The 15,249-nt window shown below is 68.5% G+C and carries 17 protein-coding genes; 6 read left to right on the top strand and 11 right to left on the bottom strand.

Annotated features, from left to right (window positions below; all coding sequences use genetic code 11):
- Nucleotides 1-36 precede the first annotated feature (36 nt).
- From ACSSVZ_RS06330 to ACSSVZ_RS06340, 3 genes are all read right to left on the bottom strand, one after another.
- The gene (locus ACSSVZ_RS06330; protein WP_453968943.1) at nucleotides 37-516 is read right to left on the bottom strand and encodes a GFA family protein; all 480 of its coding nucleotides are present in this window, start codon (nucleotides 514-516) and stop codon (nucleotides 37-39) included.
- Between the two features lie 95 nt (nucleotides 517-611).
- On the bottom strand, nucleotides 612-1,205 hold the full coding sequence (locus tag ACSSVZ_RS06335; protein ID WP_453968944.1) for a DedA family protein: 594 nt from the start codon (nucleotides 1,203-1,205) through the stop codon (nucleotides 612-614).
- 28 nt (nucleotides 1,206-1,233) lie between these two features.
- Nucleotides 1,234-1,593, bottom strand: a complete 360-nt coding sequence (locus ACSSVZ_RS06340; RefSeq protein WP_453968945.1) for a YrhK family protein — start codon at nucleotides 1,591-1,593, stop codon at nucleotides 1,234-1,236.
- Nucleotides 1,594-1,925: 332 nt separating this feature from the next.
- On the opposite strand from ACSSVZ_RS06340, the gene ACSSVZ_RS06345 reads away from it, so the two are divergent.
- On the top strand, nucleotides 1,926-3,017 hold the full coding sequence (locus tag ACSSVZ_RS06345; RefSeq protein WP_453968946.1) for an AI-2E family transporter: 1,092 nt from the start codon (nucleotides 1,926-1,928) through the stop codon (nucleotides 3,015-3,017).
- A gap of 3 nt (nucleotides 3,018-3,020) precedes the next feature.
- Here the strand turns inward: ACSSVZ_RS06345 and ACSSVZ_RS06350 are convergent, their stop codons facing one another.
- Both ACSSVZ_RS06350 and ACSSVZ_RS06355 read right to left on the bottom strand, forming a co-directional pair.
- Nucleotides 3,021-4,046 carry a sodium:calcium antiporter gene (locus ACSSVZ_RS06350; protein WP_453968947.1) on the bottom strand — a complete coding sequence of 342 codons (1,026 nt, stop codon included), beginning with the start codon at nucleotides 4,044-4,046 and terminating at the stop codon, nucleotides 3,021-3,023.
- Between the two features lie 259 nt (nucleotides 4,047-4,305).
- Nucleotides 4,306-4,497: a PLD nuclease N-terminal domain-containing protein gene (locus ACSSVZ_RS06355; protein ID WP_453968948.1), complete on the bottom strand. Its 192-nt coding sequence runs from the start codon at nucleotides 4,495-4,497 to the stop codon at nucleotides 4,306-4,308.
- Nucleotides 4,498-4,915: 418 nt separating this feature from the next.
- On the opposite strand from ACSSVZ_RS06355, the gene ACSSVZ_RS06360 reads away from it, so the two are divergent.
- Both ACSSVZ_RS06360 and ACSSVZ_RS06365 read left to right on the top strand, forming a co-directional pair.
- Nucleotides 4,916-5,491: an NADPH-dependent FMN reductase gene (locus ACSSVZ_RS06360; RefSeq protein WP_453968949.1), complete on the top strand. Its 576-nt coding sequence runs from the start codon at nucleotides 4,916-4,918 to the stop codon at nucleotides 5,489-5,491.
- A gap of 62 nt (nucleotides 5,492-5,553) precedes the next feature.
- Nucleotides 5,554-6,087 (top strand): MgtC/SapB family protein, encoded by a 534-nt coding sequence (locus tag ACSSVZ_RS06365; RefSeq protein WP_453968950.1) that lies wholly within the window; start codon nucleotides 5,554-5,556, stop codon nucleotides 6,085-6,087.
- Between the two features lie 121 nt (nucleotides 6,088-6,208).
- Here the strand turns inward: ACSSVZ_RS06365 and ACSSVZ_RS06370 are convergent, their stop codons facing one another.
- The gene (locus ACSSVZ_RS06370; RefSeq protein ID WP_453968951.1) at nucleotides 6,209-7,312 is read right to left on the bottom strand and encodes a cobalamin-independent methionine synthase II family protein; all 1,104 of its coding nucleotides are present in this window, start codon (nucleotides 7,310-7,312) and stop codon (nucleotides 6,209-6,211) included.
- A gap of 179 nt (nucleotides 7,313-7,491) precedes the next feature.
- Between ACSSVZ_RS06370 and ACSSVZ_RS06375 the strand changes: the two genes are divergently transcribed.
- From ACSSVZ_RS06375 to ACSSVZ_RS06385, 3 genes are all read left to right on the top strand, one after another.
- On the top strand, nucleotides 7,492-8,544 hold the full coding sequence (locus ACSSVZ_RS06375) for an aromatic ring-hydroxylating dioxygenase subunit alpha (RefSeq protein WP_453968952.1): 1,053 nt from the start codon (nucleotides 7,492-7,494) through the stop codon (nucleotides 8,542-8,544).
- Nucleotides 8,545-8,547: 3 nt separating this feature from the next.
- The gene (locus tag ACSSVZ_RS06380; protein WP_453968953.1) at nucleotides 8,548-9,291 is read left to right on the top strand and encodes a GntR family transcriptional regulator; all 744 of its coding nucleotides are present in this window, start codon (nucleotides 8,548-8,550) and stop codon (nucleotides 9,289-9,291) included.
- Between the two features lie 125 nt (nucleotides 9,292-9,416).
- Entirely contained in the window at nucleotides 9,417-10,388 is a 972-nt protein-coding gene (locus ACSSVZ_RS06385) for a PDR/VanB family oxidoreductase (protein ID WP_453968954.1), read from the top strand.
- A gap of 46 nt (nucleotides 10,389-10,434) precedes the next feature.
- Here the strand turns inward: ACSSVZ_RS06385 and ACSSVZ_RS06390 are convergent, their stop codons facing one another.
- From ACSSVZ_RS06390 to ACSSVZ_RS06410, 5 genes are all read right to left on the bottom strand, one after another.
- Nucleotides 10,435-11,148: an ABC transporter ATP-binding protein gene (locus ACSSVZ_RS06390; protein ID WP_453968955.1), complete on the bottom strand. Its 714-nt coding sequence runs from the start codon at nucleotides 11,146-11,148 to the stop codon at nucleotides 10,435-10,437.
- Nucleotides 11,141-11,893, bottom strand: a complete 753-nt coding sequence (locus tag ACSSVZ_RS06395) for an ABC transporter ATP-binding protein (RefSeq protein ID WP_453968956.1) — start codon at nucleotides 11,891-11,893, stop codon at nucleotides 11,141-11,143. The genes ACSSVZ_RS06390 and ACSSVZ_RS06395 overlap by 8 nt, the downstream gene beginning before the upstream one ends.
- The gene (locus tag ACSSVZ_RS06400; protein WP_453968957.1) at nucleotides 11,890-12,951 is read right to left on the bottom strand and encodes a branched-chain amino acid ABC transporter permease; all 1,062 of its coding nucleotides are present in this window, start codon (nucleotides 12,949-12,951) and stop codon (nucleotides 11,890-11,892) included. The genes ACSSVZ_RS06395 and ACSSVZ_RS06400 overlap by 4 nt, the downstream gene beginning before the upstream one ends.
- Nucleotides 12,948-13,808 carry a branched-chain amino acid ABC transporter permease gene (locus tag ACSSVZ_RS06405; protein WP_453968958.1) on the bottom strand — a complete coding sequence of 287 codons (861 nt, stop codon included), beginning with the start codon at nucleotides 13,806-13,808 and terminating at the stop codon, nucleotides 12,948-12,950. Before ACSSVZ_RS06405 ends, ACSSVZ_RS06400 begins: the two co-directional genes overlap by 4 nt.
- A gap of 210 nt (nucleotides 13,809-14,018) precedes the next feature.
- Nucleotides 14,019-15,191 carry an ABC transporter substrate-binding protein gene (locus tag ACSSVZ_RS06410; RefSeq protein WP_453968959.1) on the bottom strand — a complete coding sequence of 391 codons (1,173 nt, stop codon included), beginning with the start codon at nucleotides 15,189-15,191 and terminating at the stop codon, nucleotides 14,019-14,021.
- Nucleotides 15,192-15,249: the final 58 nt, after the last annotated feature.

The raw sequence follows: 15,249 nt of genomic DNA on the forward strand, positions 1-15,249 counted from the left end.
ATGCAGGCTGCGCCCCTTTCGGGCGCAGTCTTGCGTTCAGGCCCTGCTTGCCTCGGAGGCCGCTTGCCGTCGCGCCAGCGCCTCGGCGGGCCATTCCGTGGGCATATCGTAGTATTCGGCGAACACGCGTGCATCCGCCGGCAATCCGACCCAGGGGAGCCTGGAGCGCGTGTAGATGTGCACGTCCGGGGGGCGCGACGGGGCGGTGTCGAGGGTGCACAGCCGCACGAAGCGCAGATAGGGGCGGCGGCCGTAGTCGCTCCACATCGCCGTGCGGCAGGCAGAGCACCGGTAGACATCGTGCGGGCGACCGCTCTGCGTCGGCAGCCCGACGGCCTCGAGCGTTCCGGAGAGCACCGCGATGCGGTCGGTCTCGATCAGTCCGTTGACAACGAAGGCCCCGCCCGTCTGGCGTTGACAGTCCCGGCAATGGCAGCAGTGCACGAACATCGGTTGCGACCGCAGGCGGTAGCGCACCGCTTCGCAGGCACATCCGCCGGTCAGATCCTCGGCCATCCGCGCCTCCCGCGCCGTGACACCCCACACTTCGCCGTGAGACTATCGACGCCGCCGCAACGCCGAAAGCACGTTGATGGCCGGCGCGTCACCGCTCACGGCTTGAAGGTTGCCACCCGGTAGAGATAGCCCGCGACCAGAAGAACGACGATCACCGTCGACACCGGTGCCAGCCAGTCCGCCACCAGCCCGTAGTTGCTGCCCAGCCAGAACCCGGCACAGGCGAGCGCCGCCGACCATATCGTCGTGCCGATCGAGGTATAGAGGAGGAAGCGGGGCCACGACATGCCGGCGACGGCGGCGGGCACCGAGATCAGCGTCCGGACGGCGGGAAGCAGGCGCCCGAGCAGGACGGTCTTGCCGCCGTGCCGATCGAACCAGGCGTCGGCGGCTTCGATGTCGCGCGGGGACAGCGTCAGCCAGCGGCCGTGCCGGGACGCGAACGCCATCAGGCCCGCCTTGCCGACCCAGAGCCCGGCGACAAACCACAAGGCCGTGCCGAGCACGGAGCCGATCACTCCGCCGAGCACCAACATCGGCAGGGACGCGTCCCCACGCCCTGCCGCATAGCCCGCGAGCGGGAGGATGAGTTCCGACGGGATCGGCGGAAAGACGTTTTCGAGGAACATCAGGAACGCGACGCCAGCCGGTCCCCATTCCTCGACGAGGGTGCGGACGAAGTTGCTCACGAGCGGACCACCCCGGTGCGGAGATGGCTCATGACCCGACCGGCCGGGGAGCTCCCCCGGCGTGGCGCTGCCGCGGCGCAGCGACGACATCCTCGGCACCGGGCATCTTCGCGCTGTCGTCTTCGGGAAGCGGCAGCCGCGACAGTTCGAGCTCCCGGCTGATGCGGGCGAGCGGACGGAGCACGAAGAACAGGCTGCCGGCGACGAAGAGCCAGATGGCCCCCGTCTCGGTCGCTTTCCAGAAGAACAGCACCGAGCCGATCAGAAACGCCACCCCGGCGACGAGGTCGATCGACGTATAGGCGATCTCGTAGCGGCGATAGACGGCGCGGTGCGCGCGGGTGGCGTCGAACCGGGACGCATTGAAGAAGGTCGACGGATTGGCCATGCGGCGGGGCTCCCTGGCTGCGTGAGGTCCCGGTTCAGAAATGCCGAGCCCGGCGATCGGTTCCCCCAACCGGGAACACCTGGCGCCGCCCGGTCGGCCGCCCATCCCCAGCGCCCGCACGGAACAACCCGTTGGCGATCGCGTTGCCTGACCGTGACGGGGCGGCGATCCGGCGCGCCGGGGGCCACTCCTTTTCGCGCCCACATCAGCGATCCGAAACGGAAACGCGGCCGAGGGCTTCAAGATCGCCGGTTCACACGGGCCCCGCCCGGCGCATCCCGGAGATCGGCAGGACACCTGCTCTCGAACCCAAGAAGGACACGTGCGCCACGATGAGCGACGGTACATCCAGCCCGGACAGACAGCACGGCGATCCGGCCTCGGCCGAGCAGACGGACGCGCTCTACGACTGGCGCGGCCTCATCCACGCCACGGTCATCATCGCAGGCGTCCTGCTTGCCGTCCTGGCGGTCTGGAAACTGTCGTCGGTGCTGATCCTGATCCTCTGTGCGGTGATGGTGGCGATCGTCCTGGACGCCGCGGCCAACGCCATGACAAAGCCGCTGGGGCTGCCACGGTGGATCGGGCTGACCGTGGCCGTGGTCGTCACCGTCGGCGCGATCGTCGCGGCGGTGGTGTTCGTCGGCCCGACCCTGGCCGAGCAGGTCAGCGGACTGGCCGGGCAGGCAGAAGAGGGCCTGGGGCGGCTTCGCGACAATCTCACCGCATTCGGACTGTCCACCGAAGGAGAGAACGCGGACATAAAGCTGCAGGAGATCCTGCCTTCGCCGAGCGGCATCCTGAGCAGCGCCACCAAGGCGCTGTCGAGCATCGTCGGGATATTCGGAAGCGTCATCGTGGTGGCGGTCGTGGGCATCTACTTCGCGGTGTCGCCCGACGCCTACGCCTCCGGCCTCGTGCGCTTCGCGCCGAAGGGCAAGCGCCGGACGCTCCGCCGGCTGGTGTCGCGGACCGGAAGCGTGCTGCAGCGCTGGCTTATCGGCAAGGGCATCTCGATGCTGATCATCGGGCTGTTGACCTACGCGGGGCTGCTGATCCTGGGCGTGCCGCTGGCGCTGCTGCTGGCCGTGTTCGCCGGGCTGGCGGCGTTCGTGCCGTTTCTCGGGCCCGTCGCCGGCGGCCTGGCGATGGGGCTCGTCGCGCTGTCGGAAAGCTGGCAGCTGACGCTGTGGGTGCTCGGCCTCTATCTCGTCATCCAGACCGTGGAGAGCTACCTGCTGACGCCGATCGTCCAGCAGAAGACCGTGTATCTGCTGCCCGCCGTGGTGCTGAGCGCGCAGCTGGTGATGGGCACGCTGTTCGGGATCATGGGCGTCGCGCTGGCGACGCCGATCACGGCGATCCTGATGACGGTCCTGAACGAAACCTATTTCCGCACCGGGCCGGCAAGCGCCGAGGGGTGAGGCTCAGCCCTGGACGGCCTGGATCACCACGCCACCGGCGAAGACGGTGATCAGCGCCGCGCTCTCGAAGCCGATCCCGCCGACGCCGTGACGCTCCCGCCGGATGAGGCCGAGGAGCAGGATGCCGGTCATCAGGATCGCCCAGACCACGAGGAAGAGCGCGCGCTCGCCGACGGCGTGGAAGATCGAGCCGTCGCGGTACGCCACGTCCGACGCCACCAGGAACAGCACGTCGAAGGTGTTGCCGCCGATGATGCCGCCGACGGCCAGCTGCAGCGCGCCGCGGCGAACGGCGGCGATCGTCGTGACCAGTTCCGGCAGCGATGTGGTGATCGCCGTGAAGAAGGTGCCGACCACCGTCTCCGACATGTTGGCCCACATCGCGATCGTCACCGCGCTCCGCGCCAGCGCCCAGCCGCAGACGCCCATCACCACCAGCAGAAGCGCGAAGCGCAGGAAGAGGCCGCGGGTCGACGCGTCGTCCGCCTCCGGTTCCTCGGGCACGTCGTTATGCGTGTCGTCGGTCTGCATCGGTCGCCACATGGGCGCTTCCTGCGCGCTGCGCGAAAGCTGGAGGCCGAACAGATAGACCGCGAGCAGCAGCGGCGTGATCGGATGGACGGCGAAGATCGCGAAGGCGGGGGAGGCCATCGCCAGCGCCGGCAGGGCGAGCATTACGATCAGCAGGGCGCCCTGGATGAGGTTGGTCTCGGAGGCGGCGGCGTGTTCCAGGTTGCTTTTGCGGTAGACGACGTCGGCGATCGCAAGGAACACCGTCTGCGCCGCGATCCCGCCCACCGCGTTGGCGACCGCGAGCTCGGCATGGCCGTCGAGCGCCGCGGTGACCGAGGTCACGGTGCCCGACAGCGACGTGCTGGCGCCGAGCAGGACCCCGCCGACGAGCGCCTCGCCGAAGCCGGTCCGGTCGGCGATCTTGTCGGCCGTCGACGACATCCAGATGCCGGCGAGGGCGATCACCGACCCGGCGGCGACGAAGGCGATCAGGGCGACGAGCGGCTGGTCGAACATAGGCGATGGCGACTTTCGTGAAGAGGAGTGCGGCGCCCCGGCCAGCGATCGGGCGGGACGCGTGGCGGTCGGGCAGGCACCTGAAACCTCAATGGCAACAGATCATCTTGCCCGCCGATGGAGAGGCAGACCGGCGGCGTGCGCGGCCTGGCGCAAAAACGAAGAGATCGGGGCAACCGCCCCGATCTCGAAACACACGCCACCGGACACTTCGGAACGACAGACGGCGGTGACGCCGGTCTGCGCCGTTCCGCGTGCGCTACCTGAGGCTCGGCTTGGACGGCCCGAACAGGAGCCAGAGAATCAGGCCGATCACCGGCAGGAAGAGGATGACCAGGATCCAGATGACCTTCGCCCCGGTCGATGCGCCGGAGCCTACGATCTTGATGATCGCGTAGATGTCGAAGATCAGAATGATCAGACCGAGAATGCCGCCGAATTCGAGACCCATCCGCAGGTGCTCCTTTTTTTGAACTTATGAACTGCCGCACCGGATGGCCGGTGTGGCATCGCCTTTCAAGCGGGTTACATGGGCCGCACGAGCGACCGGTTCACAGTCCGGGGAGACGCGGCCGTGCCCGGCCCACGCATGTGGAGAGGCGCATGCGCACCTGATCAAACGCGAAACGCGGGAAACTGCTCGTCGGCCCCAACTGTGAGAGGCAAACGCCGCTGGAGGCGCCGCGGTTCCCTGCGAACGGCCGAAAACCGGCAGGCGTTCTCCTGGCCCGCCACAGCCTGGTTTACTGCCGGTCCGGTTCCGCCGCGCGCACAGGGAACGATGGCCGCCACGCCGGCGTTCAACCTTCGTCTGAATTGCGCCCGGGCATCCGCATGCCCATCCGTCCCCCGTCGATGGAGGAACGACGTTGCTGTATCCCGTGATCTACGGATCCGTCCGCACCGAACGCCAGGGCATCCGCGCGGCCCGCTACATCTGCCGGGAGATCGAGGCACGCGGCCACGAGGCCCGGCTCGTCGATCCGGTCGAAGTCGACCTTCCGCTCCTCGACCGGCGCCGCGGCGAGTATGCGCAAGGCGAGGCGCCGGAGAAGATGGAGGCGCTCGGCCAGCTCATCGAGCGGGCCGACGGCTTCGTGATGGTGACCGGCGAGTACAACCACGGCATCCCGCCGGCGCTGAAGAACCTGCTCGATCACTACCTGCCGGAATGGTATTTCCGGCCGGCCGCGATCATGAGCTATTCCGGCGGCCGCTACGGCGGCGTGCGCGCGGCGGTGCAGCTGCGGCCGGTGCTGGGCGAGCTCGGCATGGCCTCGATCTCGACGATCCTGGCGGTGCCGTCCGTTTCCGACGCGCTGGCGGAAGACGGCACGCCGAAGGCCGACTATCTTGCCAAGGCGTCCGGGCAGTTTCTCGACGAGCTGGACTGGTGGGCGAGCGCCGCGAAGTCGCAACGGGCGGCGGCGGGCACGCCGTTCTAGAGCATTCCCCTTCCGTTCAGATCGGCGCGATCTGAACGGAAGGGACCCGGCGAAACAACGGCTTGGCGGCCCTTGACCGTGAGGGCAGCACGCGCCTGACGGAAGTGGCGAGCATGGAAACCGGCCCGATCCCGTTTCTCGAACCGACCGCGATCCCGATCTGGGTGATCGCGGCGCGGCTCATCTGCGCGACCGTGGTCGGCGGCCTCATCGGCTTCGAGCGGGAGATCGAGCAGCATTCGGCGGGCCTCAGGACCCACATGCTCGTGGCGCTGGCCGCGGCGGTGTTCTCCATCCTCATGCTGGAGGTGCTGCACCTGCCGCTGCCCGATCCGGACAGGGTGCGCATCGATCCGATCCGCGTGCTGGAAGCGGTGACGGCCGGCGTCGCCTTCCTGGCCGCCGGCTCGATCATCCGGGCGGGCGGCACCGTGCGCGGACTGACCACCGGGGCGAGCCTCTGGCTCGCCGGCGCGCTCGGCAGCGCCTGCGGGCTGGGCTACGTCGTCATCGCGCTGATCGCCGGGGCGATCGGCCTGGTGGTGATCGTCCTGCTGCGCTACCTCGACGCGCTGGTGGCGAAGGCGCGGCGATAGCGCTCTCCTCGGCGCGCACCCCGCCCCGAAACGCCGAACGCCGGCCCGAGGGGGGCCGGCGTCCGCAGTCTCTGAAGTCATCGCGCGCGGGGCGCCGGGACGGCGCCGCGTGGCGCGTCGGTCAGATCTCGCCCCAGACTTCCTTGGCGATGTCGACGATGAACTCCAGCTTCTTCCACTGCTGCTCCTCGGTGAGGATGTTGCCTTCCTCGGTGGAGGCGAAGCCGCACTGCGGGCTGAGGCAGAACTGGTCGAGGGGGGCGAACTTCTGCGCCTCCTCGATGCGCGCCATCACGTCGTCGTGGCTCTCCAGATCGCCGGACTTGGAGGTGATCAGGCCGAGCACCACCCGCTTGTCGCCCTTCGGCAGGAAGCGGAGCGGCTCGAAGCCGCCGGCCCGGTCGGAGTCGTACTCGAGGAAGTAGCCGTCGTAGTTGATCTTGGCGAGCAGCGTCTCGGCCACCGGCTCGTAGCCGCCCTCGGAGATCCACGAGGAGCGGAAGTTGCCGCGGCAGACGTGGGTGGTGATCGTCATGTCGGCCGGCTTGGCGGCCAGCGCATGGTTGATCATGTCGGCGTAGATCTGCTGCAGGCCCTCCGGATCGTCGCCGCGATCGCGCGCCGCCTGCATTTCCTTCTCCGAGCACAGATAGGCCCAGACGGTGTCGTCGAACTGCAGGTAGCGGCAGCCGGCCTCGTAGAAGGCGCGCACGGCCTTCGCGTAGGCCTCGGCGGTGTCGGCGAAGAAGGCGTCGAGGTCCGGATAGACGTCCTTGGAGATCGACTTGCGGCCGCCGCGGAAGTGCAGCACCGACGGCGCCGGGATGGTCATCTTCGGGGTGACGGTGGCCACTTCCTTCAGGAAGCGGAAGTGGTCGAGCATGTAGTGGTTGCCGAAATCCACCTTGCCGTTGATGGCCAGGCTCTCCGAGCGGGTCTGGATGCCGGTGAACTGGATGGTCTTCTCGCCCTTGACGAGGTCGACGCCTTCGAGGCCGGCGAGGAAGTCGAAGTGCCACCAGGAGCGGCGGAACTCGCCGTCGGTGACGGCCTTCAGGCCGACGCGCTCCTGATGCGCGACGGCCTCGCGGATGCAGGTGTCCTCGACGGCCTTCAGGCCGGCGTCGTCGAGCGTGCCGGCCTCGTGGGCGGCGCGCGCGTCCTTCAGTTCCTTCGGGCGCAGCAGGCTGCCGACTTCGTCGGCGCGGAACGGGGCTTTGGTCATGAAAGTCCTCCCTGAATGGTCGGTTCGGTGAAACAGCGCGCGGACCGCGCGGGTCCGACCCATCGCTTCTGCGCGGCGCTCACGGACGCCACGTATGCCCGCGTTATCGACGTTGCGCTCGCGGAGGTCAACCTGTATACAATTCGGATACCAAGAACGAAGGCCTAAGGGAGGTCGCCATGTCAGATCATTCGTTTCCGCTCAACGCGTGGTACGCGGCGGCGTGGGACGTCGAGGTCAATCGCACGCTCGTCGCGCGCAAGATCTGCGGAAACCCGGTGGTTCTCTACCGCAAGCAGGACGGCTCGGCCTGTGCGCTCGCCGACGCCTGCTGGCACCGGCTGCTGCCGCTCTCCAGGGGCGAGCTGCACGGCGACCACGTGATCTGCGGCTATCACGGCCTCGAATTCGACGACACCGGGCGATGTGTATACATGCCGTCCCAGGAAACCATCAATCCGTCCGCCTGCGTGAAGCGCTATCCGATCGTCGAGCGCCATCGGTTCGTCTGGATCTGGCCCGGAGACCCGGCGCTCGCCGACCCGGCCCTGGTGCCCGACCTCCACTGGAACGACCATCCGGACTGGGCCGCCGACGGCAAGATGATCGAGGTCGCCTGCAACTACCGCCTGGTCCTCGACAACCTGATGGACCTGACCCACGAGACCTACGTACACGGATCGTCGATCGGCAACCGGGCCGTCGCCGAATCGCCGTTCGCCACCACCCATACCGACCGCACCGCGACGGTGACGCGCTGGATGCGCGACGTGGAGCCGCCGCCGTTCTGGCGCGGCCAGCTGGGCAAGCCCGGCAACGTCGACCGCTGGCAGATCATCACCTTCGAGGCACCGGCGACCATCGCCATCGACGTCGGCGTCGCCCCGACGGGGACGGGCGCTCCCGAGGGCGACCGCTCGCAGGGGGTGAACGGCTACGTGCTCAACACCATCACGCCGTCCACCGAGGACACCTGCCTGTATTTCTGGGCGTTCTCGCGCAACTACGACCTCAAGAACCAGGCCCGCACCCACCAGCTGCGCGAGGGCGTGGCGACGATCTTCCGCGAGGACGAACTCATTCTGGAGGCCCAGCAGAAGGCGATTGAGGCCAACCCCGACCACGTGTTCTACAATCTCAACATCGACGCCGGATCGATGTGGGCACGCAAGCTGATCGACCGGATGATCGCCGAGGAAACGACCCCGCACTACGGGGTGGCTGCGGAGTAGACAATGGCCCTCAAACCCGTCGCCGAGCGAAGCGCCTCCCAATCGGTCAAGGCGATCCTCGGGATCCGCGACCTGGTGTTTTCCGGCGAGGTGCTGCCGGGCGAGCGGCTGTCGGAGATCACCATCTCCGAGCAGCTCGGGCTGTCGCGCACGCCGGTGCGCGCCGCCCTTGCGCGCCTGGAGCAGGAAGGGATCCTGGAGATGATCCCGTCCGGAGGCTACGCGGTCCGCTCGTTCACCGAGGCCGACATCGCCGACGCGATCGAGCTGCGCGGCGTGCTGGAGGGCACCGCCGCCCGGCTGGCCGCCGAGCGCGGCGTCGCCCCGGCGCGGCTTGCCACCCTGAACGCGCTGATGGTGGAGCTCGACCTGATCGTGGGGGTGCGGCTGGAGGACTTCGACTTCCAGGCCTACATCGCCCGGAACCAGGAGTTCCACGAGGCGCTGAAGGGCCTGTGCGGCAGCGAGATGGTGCGCCGCGAGCTGGACCGGGTGATGAGCCTGCCGTTCGCCGGGCCGAGCGCGTTCATCGAGGCCCAGGCGGAGATCCCCCAGTGTCGCGCCTCGCTGGTGATCGGCCAGGCGCACCACCGGGCGATCCTGAACGCCATCGAGATGCGGGAAGGCGGCCGCGCCGAGGCGCTGGCCCGCGAGCACGCCCGGCTGGCGCGGCAGAACCTCGACTACGTCATCGAGAACCGCAAGCTGATGAACAAGGTGCCGGGCCTGTTCCTGGTGAAGGGCTGACGCAAACGGCTTGGACCGGTCGCGCGCACCAGCCGCACGACCCGGCTGCAGATCAAGACTTGAAGCGGCACCGAGCGCTCCGGAAGGGCGCAGCGAGGCGCACGCTCACGACCGGAGGACACGCCATGAAGGGCCGCAACGAGTGGCGGGACGCCCGCGTCGCCCGCGCCGAGACCATCGCAGCCGACGTTCGGCTGATCGAATTCACCATCGACGGCGGCGTGCCGGCGCTGCAACCGGGCTCCCACGTCACCGTCGCGGTGACGGTGGGCGCCGCGCGCGCCGAGCGCTGCTACAGCTGCCTGCCCTGCCCGGCCGGGCGGGTCCGCATCGCGGTGAAGCGCCACGCGGCGAGCCGGGGCGGCTCCAAGTTCATGTGGACCCTCGACGAGGGCGCGGCGGTGCGGCTGGCGCTGCCGGTCAACCGGTTCGAGCTGTCGTGGCGCGCCCCGGACTATCTGCTGGTTGCCGGCGGCATCGGCATCACCCCGATCCTCGGCATGGCTGCGGCGCTGGCGCCGCGCCCCGAGCCGGTGCGCCTGGTCTACGGGGTGCATCAGCGCGACCAGCTGGCATTCGAGGACGACATCCGCGACCTCCTGGGCGAGCGCGCCGACTTCTTCGTCGCCGAGGAAGGCCGACGCATCGATCTTGCCGCCGAAATCGACACGCTGTCGCCCGACGGCGAGCTCTACATCTGCGGTCCGCTGCCGATGCTGGCCGAGACCAAGCGGCTCTGGGAAGCCAGCGGCCGCAAGCCGACCCGGCTGCGCTACGAGGTGTTCGGCGATTCCGGCGCCGAGCCGGAGCTGCCGTTCCAGGTGGAGATCCTCAACCGCGGCCTGACCATCGACGTGAAGCCGGAACAGTCGCTGCTCGACGCCTTGACGGACGCCGGCGTCGATATGGTCTCGGACTGCAGGCGCGGCGAGTGCGGCCTGTGCGCCGTCGACATCGTCGACCTCGACGGGCGCATCGACCACCGGGACGTCTTCCTCTCCGACGAGGAAAAGCACGCCAACAAGACCATCTGCGCCTGCGTCTCGCGGCTGGTCGGCGGCCGGGCCGTCATCGACACCGGCTACCGGCTCGCCTGAGCCGCACCGCCCGGCCCGCCGCCGGTCCGGTCGCGTCTTCCGGCGATCAGGCGCGCTTCTGCGCGACGCCGAGATGGCCGGAGAGGGTCGCCTCGTCGGCGAGCAGATCGGCGCTGGTGCTTTCGTGGACGATGGTACCGCGGTCGAGCATGATCGCCCGATCGGTCTCCATGAGGATCTTGCGGGCCTTCTGTTCGACGATGATCGCCGACAGTCCCTCCTCGCGCACGACCTTGTGGAAGACGCCCATCAGTTCGTCGACGATGATCGGAGCAAGACCTTCCAGCGGCTCGTCGAGCAGGAGGAGCCGAGGGTTGAGCATCAGCGCCCGGGCGACCGCCAGCATCTGCTGCTCGCCGCCCGACAGCTGGGTGCCGAGGTTGGACTTGCGCTCCGCCAGGCGCGGGAACAGGCCGTAGACGCGCTCCAGCGTCCAAGTTCCCGGCCGTGCGGTGGCGGTCAGGTTCTCCTCGACGGTGAGCGAGCGGAAGATGTTGCGCTCCTGGGGCACCCAGCCGATGCCGAGCTCGGCGCGGCGTTCGACCGGCGTGCGCTGGATCTCCTTGCCGTCGAAGACGATCTTTCCGGACTTGTAGGTGGTCACCCCGACGAGGCTGTTGATCAGCGTGGTCTTGCCGGTGCCGTTGCGGCCGAGCAGCGCCAGCGACTCGCCTTCCTGAAGGCTCAGCGAAATGCCGGTCAGCACCACCGCCGGACCATAGCCGGCGACGAGGTTTTCGACCCGGAGAAGCTCAGGCATCGGCGTCCTCCCCGAGATAGGCGGTGCGCACGCGCGGATCGTCGCCCACCTCCTGGGTGGTGCCCTCCACCAGCAGCGCGCCGTTGACGAGCACCGAGATGCGCTCGGCGAACGAGAAGACCAGGTCCATGTCGTGTTCGATCAGCAGCACGGCGACGGACTTCGGCAGGCCGTTGACCATGTCGAGGATCTCGTGGCGCTCGCCCTCCGGCACGCCCGCCGCCGGCTCGTCGAGGAGCAGCACCCTGGGCCTGGCGGCGATCGCCACGGCGATCTCCAGCAGCCGCTGCTTGCCGTAGGGCATGTCCGACGTCTTCCAGCCCATCACGTCGGCCAGCCGGAAGCGCTCCAGGATATCGGCCGCCTCGTCGATCTCCTCGGCGTGGCCTGCCACGGAGCGGACGGCGTCCATGCCGCGCCCGCGCCGCTCGAGCACCGCGAAGGTCACGGTTTCCAGCGGCGTGAGATCGGGGAACAGCTGATTGATCTGGAAGGTGCGGGCCATGCCGCGGCCGACCCGCTTGTGGGCCGGTTCGCGGGTGATGTCGACGCCTTCCAGCAGGATGCGCCCAGACGTCGGCTTCAGGGCGCCCGTCAGCAGGTTGACGAAGGTCGTCTTGCCGGCTCCGTTCGGCCCGATCAGGGCGTGGCGGGCGCCTTCGTGCAGCGACATCGACACGTCGTTGGTGGCGACCAGACCGCCGAAGCGGCGCACCAGCGAAACGGTTTCGAGGATGACGGTCATCGGTCGTTCCTCCGCAGCAGGCGTGCGGCGCGGTCGCCGACCCATGTGACCGCGCGCCGTGGCCCGGCAAAGATCCGATCGCGGCCGACCATGACGATGATGACCAGCAGCAGCCCGAGCCAGAACAGCCAGTACTGCGGCGTGATGGTGGAGATCATGTCGTGCATGATCTTGAAGATCACCGCGCCGATGAGCCCGCCGTAGAGATAGCCGGTGCCGCCGATGACCAGCACCAGGAGCCCGTCGGCGGAGCGCTGGAAGGCGAGCACGTCGAGCGAGACGAACTGGGAGGTCTGGGCCAGCAGCGCGCCGGCGATGCCGGCATAGACGGCGGCGATGGTGTAGACGGCGACGAGCCGCCGGTTGCTGGGCACGCCCACCGAGGTGGCGCGGGTGAGATTGCCCTTCACCGCCGTAAGCGACAGGCCGAAGGGCGAACGCACCAGCCGCCGGGCGACCAGGAACAGGACGAACAGGGTCGTCAGCGAATAGACGTAGGCGGTCTTGCCCCACAGATCAAAGGGGAACAGGCCGAGCACCGGATCCATGACGACCCCGGACAGACCGTCGGCGCCGCCCGTGACCGAACGCGCCTGGTTCGCCGCTTCCATCAGCATCAGGGCGACCCCGAGGGTGATCATCAGACGGGTCAGGTCGGAGCCGCGCAGCACCAGGAAGCTCGACAGGAAGCCGAACAGCCCGGCCACCACCGCCGCGACCAGCAGGCCGGTGACCGGCTCGGCCGAGACGTGGATCGAGAACAGCCCGGCGGCATAGGCGCCGAGGCCGAAAAAGGCCGCATGGCCGAGCGACAGGATGCCGGCGTAGCCGAGCAGCAGGTCCAGCGACAGCGCGAACAGCGCCAGGATGGCGATGTCGTTGAGGAGCAGGTAGCTGTTGGGCAGCAGGAAGACCGTCGCGAGTGCGGCCAGCCAGAAGACGATCTCCAGCGGGTTCCAGGCATTCTTGCGGGTGATCAGCCGCACGGCCTCGCTGCGCCGCGTCCGCGCACCCGGAGCAGCGGCCGGAGGGGCGACGGTGTCGTCCTTTGCGCTCACCGGGCATTCTCCCGCGCCAGAAGACCGTAGGGCCGCCACAGCAGCAGCCCGACCGTCACCGCGTAAATGACGAACGAGCCGACCGCCGGGAAGTAGTACTTGCCGGCCACGTCGGCGACGCCAAGGATCAGCGAGGCGATGAACGGGCCGGTGATCGACGAAGTGCCGCCGACGGTGACGACGATCAGGAAGTAGATCATGAAGCGCAGCGGGAAGGTGGGGTCGAGGCCGAGAATGTCGGCGCCGAGCGCACCGCCGAGGCCGGCGAGGCCGGAGCCCACCGCAAAGGTGATGGCGAACACCGCGCCGACGTTGATGCCGAGGCCGCGCGCCACCCGGCCGTCGTCGACCGCGGCACGCAGGCGGCTTCCGAAGCGGGTGTAGGCCAGCACGTACTGCAGCCCGACCATGATCAGCGCGCACATGCCGATGATGAAAAGCCGCGACACGCCGATCGGCACGCCGAAGATCTCCACGCGCCCGCGCAGGATTTCCGGCAGCGTGACGATCTGCTGGCGCGCGCCCATGAAGAAATCGATGGCGGAAATGGCGATGAAGATCAGCCCGACGGAGAACAGCACCTGATCGAGGTGGCCGCGGTCGTAGAGATGGCGGTAGAGGGTGCGCTCGAGGATCGCGCCGAGCAGCGCCGCCACCAGGAAGGCCGCCGGCAGGCACAGGAAGAACGAGATCCCGTAGTCGTTCATCAGGATGACGGTGAGATAGCCGCCCGCCATGGCGAACGCGCCGTGGGCCAGGTTGACGAAATTCATCAGGCCGAGGGTGACGGCAAGGCCGCACGCCAGCACGAAGAGGAGCATTCCGTAGGCAACGCCGTCGAAGAGGATGGTGAGCATCGAAACGCCTTCGGGCGGGACATCCCCGGAGACGATCCTCTCGGGGGCGCGGGGTCGCAGGGCCGGCCGCAGGGGACGGAAAGCGCCGTCAGGACGGCGCCGGAGCCGCCGGGATCACCCGATCACCCCGACGCATCCGCCTCGCATGCCGGTCGGCGCGCCGCCGGGCGGGGAGCCCCTCCGGCGGCGCGCGTGACGCAGCAGAGACCGTTACTTGCCGGCCTTGCCGGGATCCTTGACGGCCTCGTCCTTGCCGAACTCGACGTTGTAGAGCTCGCCGTTCTTTTCCTCGACCTTGCGGTAGTAGACGTTCTGGATGATGTCGCGGGTCTCGGGATCGATGGAGATCGGCCCACGCGGGCTCTCCCACGCCATGCCCTTCATCGCCTCGACCAGATCCGTCCCGTCGGTGTCGCCGCCGGTCTTCTCCAGCGCCTGGTAGATCAGCGCCATGCCGTCCCAGCCGCCCACGGCCATGAAGTTCGGACGCCCGCCGCCGGCGGCCTTGAAGGCCTCCTTGAACGCCTCGTTCGCCTCGGACTGGTGGTCGGCGGAGTAGATGTGCGTGGTGATCACGCCCTTGGCCACATCGCCCATGTCGTTGAGGATGTCGTCGTCGGTGACGTCGCCGGTTCCGATCAGCTGGATGCCGGCCTCGGCGAGGCCCCGCTCCCGGAACTGCTTCATGAACGCGGAGCCGACGCCCGACGGCACGAACACGAACACCGCGTCCGGCTTGGCGTCGCGCACCCGCTGCAGGAACGGCGCGAAATCGGGGTTGGCGACCGGCACGCGGATGTTTTCCACGACCTTGCCGCCGTCCGCTTCGAACTGCTTGGTGAAGCTCGTCTCGCTGTCGATGCCCGGCGCGTAGTCGGCAACGACGGTGACGACGGTCTTGATGCCGTTCCCGGCCGCCCACTTGGCCAGCGGAACCGTGGACTGGGGCAGCGTGAACGAAGTGCGGACGATGTAGGGCGACTTCTCGGTGATCGACGACGTGCCGGCCGACATCACCACCATCGGCACCTTGGCCTGGCTGGCGATCGGCGCGGTGGCGAAGGCGAGCGGCGTCAGACCGAAGCCGGCCAGCACATTCACCCCGTCGTTGACGACGAGTTCCTGGGCGAGGCGCTTGGTCTGGTCCGGAACGCCGCCGTCGTCCTTGACGATCAGCTCGATCTGCTTGCCGGCGACCTCGTCGCCGTGGGTGGCCATGTAGGCCTTCGCCGCGGTCTCGACCTGGCGGCCGGTCGAGGCGAACGGCCCGGTCATCGGCAGGATCAGGCCGACCTTGACGGTGTCGGCGGCATAGACGCTGCCGGAGAGGAGAAGGGCGGCCGCCACCGTGCCGACCTTGCCGAGAAGTCCAAATCTGCTCATTCGTTTTCCTCCAGGATCACCCGACGGTTCGATCCGTCCTGTCGTGCGTGTGTTATAG

Source organism: Amorphus sp. MBR-141, from assembly GCF_053628695.1.

Bases quoted from the DNA above. Each gene is read 5' to 3' on its own strand.
- ACSSVZ_RS06330 (WP_453968943.1), bottom strand. From the start codon at position 516: ATGGCCGAGGATCTGACCGGCGGATGTGCCTGCGAAGCGGTGCGCTAC.
- ACSSVZ_RS06340 (WP_453968945.1), bottom strand. From the start codon at position 1,593: ATGGCCAATCCGTCGACCTTCTTCAATGCGTCCCGGTTCGACGCCACC.
- ACSSVZ_RS06345 (WP_453968946.1), top strand. From the start codon at position 1,926: ATGAGCGACGGTACATCCAGCCCGGACAGACAGCACGGCGATCCGGCC.
- ACSSVZ_RS06350 (WP_453968947.1), bottom strand. From the start codon at position 4,046: ATGTTCGACCAGCCGCTCGTCGCCCTGATCGCCTTCGTCGCCGCCGGG.
- ACSSVZ_RS06355 (WP_453968948.1), bottom strand. From the start codon at position 4,497: ATGGGTCTCGAATTCGGCGGCATTCTCGGTCTGATCATTCTGATCTTC.
- ACSSVZ_RS06370 (WP_453968951.1), bottom strand. From the start codon at position 7,312: ATGACCAAAGCCCCGTTCCGCGCCGACGAAGTCGGCAGCCTGCTGCGC.
- ACSSVZ_RS06375 (WP_453968952.1), top strand. From the start codon at position 7,492: ATGTCAGATCATTCGTTTCCGCTCAACGCGTGGTACGCGGCGGCGTGG.
- ACSSVZ_RS06380 (WP_453968953.1), top strand. From the start codon at position 8,548: ATGGCCCTCAAACCCGTCGCCGAGCGAAGCGCCTCCCAATCGGTCAAG.
- ACSSVZ_RS06385 (WP_453968954.1), top strand. From the start codon at position 9,417: ATGAAGGGCCGCAACGAGTGGCGGGACGCCCGCGTCGCCCGCGCCGAG.
- ACSSVZ_RS06390 (WP_453968955.1), bottom strand. From the start codon at position 11,148: ATGCCTGAGCTTCTCCGGGTCGAAAACCTCGTCGCCGGCTATGGTCCG.
- ACSSVZ_RS06395 (WP_453968956.1), bottom strand. From the start codon at position 11,893: ATGACCGTCATCCTCGAAACCGTTTCGCTGGTGCGCCGCTTCGGCGGT.
- ACSSVZ_RS06405 (WP_453968958.1), bottom strand. From the start codon at position 13,808: ATGCTCACCATCCTCTTCGACGGCGTTGCCTACGGAATGCTCCTCTTC.
- ACSSVZ_RS06410 (WP_453968959.1), bottom strand. From the start codon at position 15,191: ATGAGCAGATTTGGACTTCTCGGCAAGGTCGGCACGGTGGCGGCCGCC.